Raw genomic sequence first — 5,121 nt, forward strand, 5'->3', positions numbered from 1 at the left:
CATATATCATCAGTACGAATTGAAAGACACGGCTGATAAGATTGTCAATGAATCAGTCAGACCTGCTGCATCGCTGGAGACTGTCAAAATCATTGATTTTGAAAACACGCCGCTCCCTACCGTCATTTCCAAAATTAAAGAGGTGTATGGCGTTGAGGTTATCAATGTTCCGGAGAATGCCGGGGAGTATCGTCTTTCACTACACTACGAAGGTAACGCCGTTGACCTTGTAGCCACGATCAACGACATTCTTGAAACCCAAATGTCAGTAAAGGAATGAAGCGTTTGATGTCATTGCTGATTGGAGCCTTCTGCTGTGTGTCGGTTGTGTTTGCGCAGAATGTGACCATTCGCGCTGTCAATCAACCTGCCGCAACTGTATTCCGCTCTATTGTGGAACAGACTGGCAAAAACTTTGTGTATTCATCGGAACTGCTTAAAGATATACGTGTCACTGTCAAAGCCAAGAACAAACCACTGAATTACGTGCTGTCTGAAATGTTCTCAGCCACTCCCATTGAGTATAAAATCAAGGGTAACAATATAGTCTTGAAGCGAAGGAAGAAAGTGGCAAAGACTGAAAAGATCAAATCTCCGGTTGTCTCCGCTCCTGTGACAAGTGTATGTGAACCCTCGATTAAATCCACGATGCTTGATGAAGTGGTTGTCGTATCGCGTCTTGAAGCCCCGCAGGTTGAGACTGCCGAAATCGGAGCTAAGAAAGTCACCGCCGATGAAGTGCGCAACACACCGGTGCTTTTCGGTGAGGCAGATGTGATAAAGGCTTTGCAGACCCAGCCGGGCATAACTGAGGGCACGGAGGGTATGGCAGGGATGTATGTTCATGGCGGAAACGCTGATGAAAACCTCTATATGCTTGATAATGTGCCTCTCTATCAAGTCAATCATTTTGCCGGGCTATTCTCAGCGTTCAATACCGATATAATAAGATACATAGATTTTTTCAAGTCTTCCATTCCTGCGAAATATGATGGTCGTCTGTCTTCTTTTATGGATGTGCGTCTGCAAAACGGCAACCGCGACGGTCATCACGGGTCCGCACGTCTCGGCCTGACATCGGGAGCTTTCAATATCTCCGGGCCGATAGGCAAGAAGACAACCTATCTTGTTGGGTTGCGCCGTTCTTGGTTTGATGTGCTCACCATTCCGTTTGTTGCGATTGCCAATTCGCAGAATGAAGATGAGAAACTACGCTTCAACTATTATTTTATGGATTTCAACGCCCGTGTGCAGCATCGGTTCTCACCTAAGGCGACCGCCTTTGTCAGCTTCTATTTCGGAGATGACAAACTGAAAACCGGTACGGAAGACAAGGGCTATGACAAGCCTAATTATTTCGGGTCGTTTTATGATGACCGGTTTGACATGCACTGGGGAAACCTTCTCGCACAAGCCGGACTCAATTACCGTTTCAATGATAATCTTTCATCCGAGTTCACTGCCGCATACACCCGCTTCTTCTCCAGCATGAAGCATGATTATATCAGTAGAGATAAATCCTCCGAACACATGGAAGAATCGCATACTGTCCTCAATACAGACAATAATATAAATGACTGGATATTTCGTGGTGATTTCGATTGGAGTCCCAACGACAACAACCGCGTCCGTTTCGGCGCAGGATACACCCGACATTCATTCCTACCGGCGCGAACATCACGCCTATACGAGGTTGGGACGACACATTTGTCAACCCGTGATTCAACATGGGCCTATGGTGCGAATGAAGTCAACGCATATATTGAGGATGATTGGAAAATAAGTGACAAGTTCAGAATGAACGCCGGTTTCCATGGCTCGTTGTTCAATATCGGGGAAAAGACAAATTTCGGATGGTCTCCGAGATTGTCACTCAGTTATCGTCCTGATGAAGACTGGGCGGTGAAATTTGCATACGCCCGAACCACTCAATACGTACACCAACTCAGCCAGAGTTATCTTGCACTCCCTACTGACCAATGGATACCGATCAGCGGAAAGTTCAAGCCGGAGACAGCTGATAAAATATCCGTGGGTGGGTATTGGCAATCTCCTGACAAGACTTATGCAGTGTCAGTAGAGGGCTACTACAAATGGATGGATAATCTTGTAGAATACAAGGATGAGTATTACCTGCATCCCCCTCTCGACTTATGGAACGCTCAACTTTGCAGTGGTAAAGGTACGGCTAAGGGCGTTGATTTCAAAATTGAAAAAGTATTCGGAAAGGTGACAGGGCACATATCCTATTCGTTAGCGTGGGCAGACCGCACGTTTGCCGACAAAAACGGAGGGCGCACATTTCCAGCCAAATTCGATAACCGCCATACGATAAATATAATGGTGAATTGGAAAATAAGCGACAAGGTGCAGATCAACGCTTCGTGGGTGGGACATTCAGGCAACAGATTCACTCTGTTGAATCAAGTGTGGGATGATCCTGAATTTGACACCACCGATTGGTTCGGAGCCGGAGAGTCGCCATTGGGTACCGGCATTAACAGTTATAAATTGCCTTTCTACCATCGTCTGGATTTAAGCTGTACTGTCAAAAATAAACGTGGGTACTGGACATTCGGTCTCTATAACGCATACTGCCACATGAACACTGTTGCAGTGAAGCGTGGAACCCAAGATATTGCCGTGTCAAAACCCGGCGAATACTATATCACCAGTGAACCGGTATTCAAACGTGTCAAACTTCTTCCTGTCATACCCTCGATTTCATACACATGGTTATTCTGAAAAAAATATATCCACTTCTTGCATTACCGCTCCTCACAGGATGCGAGGAGGCGTTCACACCGGATATGCCCCATACTCCGGCATTGTGCGTCAACTCCTTGATAACCGCTGGAGAACCTGTAGAGGCTAAAATTTCAAAGTCAAGGCTTTACACCGACAGTTCCGAAAAATCCGAAGTCAGGGATGCCGAAGTCAGGATTTATGCCAATGGGGAGTTGCAGCTTGACTCCTATATCCCGAAGGAGGGCGACAATATAAGGATTGTTGCCGAAAGTCCTGCGGTTGGCAGAGGTGAGGCCGACGTACTTATCCCGGCTTCTATCCCGGCGCCGACTGCTACTTGGGAGGCTTATGATGTCAGTTGCTGGGAATCTGACAATGAAGAGGTTTTCACCCAGTTCAAACTAAAGATTGACCTTCGGATTGAAGATCCCAAAGGAGAAAATTATTATAAATTTTCATTCAACAGTGATTTTCAAGCCGATGAAGAGTTGGACGACTTTGATGCAAGCGGAAATTATGGGTTTGCGATAGGCTTGTTGCTATATGATATGGAACCAATTTTCAGGGAGCATATCGGTATTTTTGAGTCTATCATGGGTGGCGATGCTGAAGGCTTCTCATTCTTCTCAGACCGACAGTTTGAAGGAAAAAGTTATACATTGCATCTTCAATTTGACAACTGCTGGTTCCGCTATCCAAAAGGTGAGATACCCGACTGCAACGTCAATTTGATTGTCAGCTCCGTGTCGTCTTCCTACTATAACTGGGCCAACTATATTTGGCAGCGCGACAGCGGTACTCTTACCGAACTTGGAGACTACGGTTTTGGAGACCCGATATGGGGATACAGCAATGTGTCTTCCGGCGCGGGTGTGGTTGCAGCCCAATCGAAATCAGTCTGCACGATTGATTTAACAGACTTCATTCAGGAAACAATACACGAAATAATCAAATAGAACAATCCAATGGAAAAATCGAAAACAATCGGAATAATAACTTTCTTCATAATGTCTATACTTGTATTGACATCATGTGATAAAGAGGGATATGAACCAATATCAACCTCCACGGATGCTTGTCAGATAATAGTGAATTGTCTCGACCACAATGGGAAAAGCCTTCTTGATAACAATAAATTTGTTAATGGAATTTCTATCGAGGGTGATGCTTCACACTCAAAGATAAAATATGATGTGAAAAATGCAAATGGAGGAAAGGTTCTGTCTTTCACTGCTGAACTTCCTGATCAGGACGATATGAAATGGTCGAAAGACAGAAGCGAGGCCAATGGTATCTCTAAGATGACCATGAAGTTCAACAAACACAAGATTGAGCTGAAATGCCACATAAAATATATCGCCAACCGTCCTCCGGCAGTATCAGGTGGCAAAGCCACACTTGAAGAGGTATCATGCAATAACCAGACATTCAAACGCTCCGGTAACAGCGTAACCATAACACTACGTATGGACAAAAGCGGCAAACTCTTATAAAAATATAATAATGAACCAAATTAAATTCCTGATTGTCGCTCTGATAGCGATACTCGCATTCGCCTCATGCAGTGAGGACGAACCTGCAAGAATGTTGTGGGAAGTATCCGGCAAACCGGCAGGAAATGTGGAGACATCTATTCATTATGATTATAATTCTCCAGTATGGATAACTGTCGGAGGCTATGCCGCTGAAGTTATTTTGAAATGCTCCAATTATTCCGAACTGTCGATATATGGTCAAAAGAATGAAGACGGGGAATACGTTGACTCTGATTGTCGGTTTTCAGCAAAAGTTATAGATCCAACAACCGTAAGAATATCATTTGACTATATGGAAGATGTGGATTTTGCAGAAAAATCATGCTATCTACAAATAGATGGAATCAATGGTAAAGATACGCGTACAACAATGGTAACTATTACGCGTAAACATCTCAATTATAAATAACAAATTTCAATCAGATAAAAGACCACATGATTACAAAATTAAAACTAATGATGATGGTGTGTTTTGCCATCATTGTGTTCGCCTCATGCAGCGAGGACGAACCCGCAAAAATGCTGTGGGAAGTTACGGCTACCCCGGCAGAGAGTGTTAAGGCGGCCTTCGACCCAAGTTTCTACCACCAGATTCAGATTACTTCTGATGGAGAAGGCGGTGAAGTGACGCTCAAATGCACCAACTACAAATCACTTAATCTGGTTGGTGCCACCAAAAACGAGAACGGGGAATATTTCGATGCTGATTGCAAATTCACGGCAAAAATCACGGATCCTGGAGTTGTCAAGATAATCCTCGACAAAATGCCCGATGGTTTCAAAGAAGCGAAAACAATCCTTCAAATCTACGGAACTGAGGGGAAGGACTCTAATACAA

6 protein-coding genes are annotated in these 5,121 nt (G+C 44.4%); all 6 read left to right on the plus strand.

The window, feature by feature from the left end:
- Window positions 1-280 (plus strand): hypothetical protein (locus tag C5O24_RS10620; RefSeq protein WP_205961095.1); only part of this gene is annotated, 280 nt, incomplete at its 5' end.
- Window positions 277-2,745: a TonB-dependent receptor domain-containing protein gene (locus C5O24_RS10625; RefSeq protein ID WP_107036802.1), complete on the plus strand. Its 2,469-nt coding sequence runs from the start codon at window positions 277-279 to the stop codon at window positions 2,743-2,745. The genes C5O24_RS10620 and C5O24_RS10625, both read left to right, overlap by 4 nt.
- On the plus strand, window positions 2,733-3,704 hold the full coding sequence (locus C5O24_RS10630) for a DUF4249 domain-containing protein (RefSeq protein WP_107036801.1): 972 nt from the start codon (window positions 2,733-2,735) through the stop codon (window positions 3,702-3,704). Before C5O24_RS10625 ends, C5O24_RS10630 begins: the two co-directional genes overlap by 13 nt.
- Window positions 3,705-3,713: 9 nt before the next feature.
- Window positions 3,714-4,241, plus strand: a complete 528-nt coding sequence (locus C5O24_RS10635; RefSeq protein ID WP_107036800.1) for a hypothetical protein — start codon at window positions 3,714-3,716, stop codon at window positions 4,239-4,241.
- Between the two features lie 10 nt (window positions 4,242-4,251).
- Window positions 4,252-4,692 (plus strand): hypothetical protein, encoded by a 441-nt coding sequence (locus C5O24_RS10640; RefSeq protein WP_107036799.1) that lies wholly within the window; start codon window positions 4,252-4,254, stop codon window positions 4,690-4,692.
- Between the two features lie 26 nt (window positions 4,693-4,718).
- Window positions 4,719-5,121, plus strand: a 403-nt coding sequence (locus C5O24_RS10645) for a hypothetical protein (protein WP_133165537.1), incomplete at its 3' end; no start/stop codon positions are given.

The organism is Paramuribaculum intestinale, from assembly GCF_003024925.1.
GTDB lineage: Bacteria > Bacteroidota > Bacteroidia > Bacteroidales > Muribaculaceae > Paramuribaculum > Paramuribaculum intestinale.

Bases quoted from the DNA above. Each gene is read 5' to 3' on its own strand.
- C5O24_RS10640 (WP_107036799.1), top strand. From the start codon at position 4,252: ATGAACCAAATTAAATTCCTGATTGTCGCTCTGATAGCGATACTCGCA.
- C5O24_RS10630 (WP_107036801.1), top strand. From the start codon at position 2,733: ATGGTTATTCTGAAAAAAATATATCCACTTCTTGCATTACCGCTCCTC.
- C5O24_RS10625 (WP_107036802.1), top strand. From the start codon at position 277: ATGAAGCGTTTGATGTCATTGCTGATTGGAGCCTTCTGCTGTGTGTCG.
- C5O24_RS10635 (WP_107036800.1), top strand. From the start codon at position 3,714: ATGGAAAAATCGAAAACAATCGGAATAATAACTTTCTTCATAATGTCT.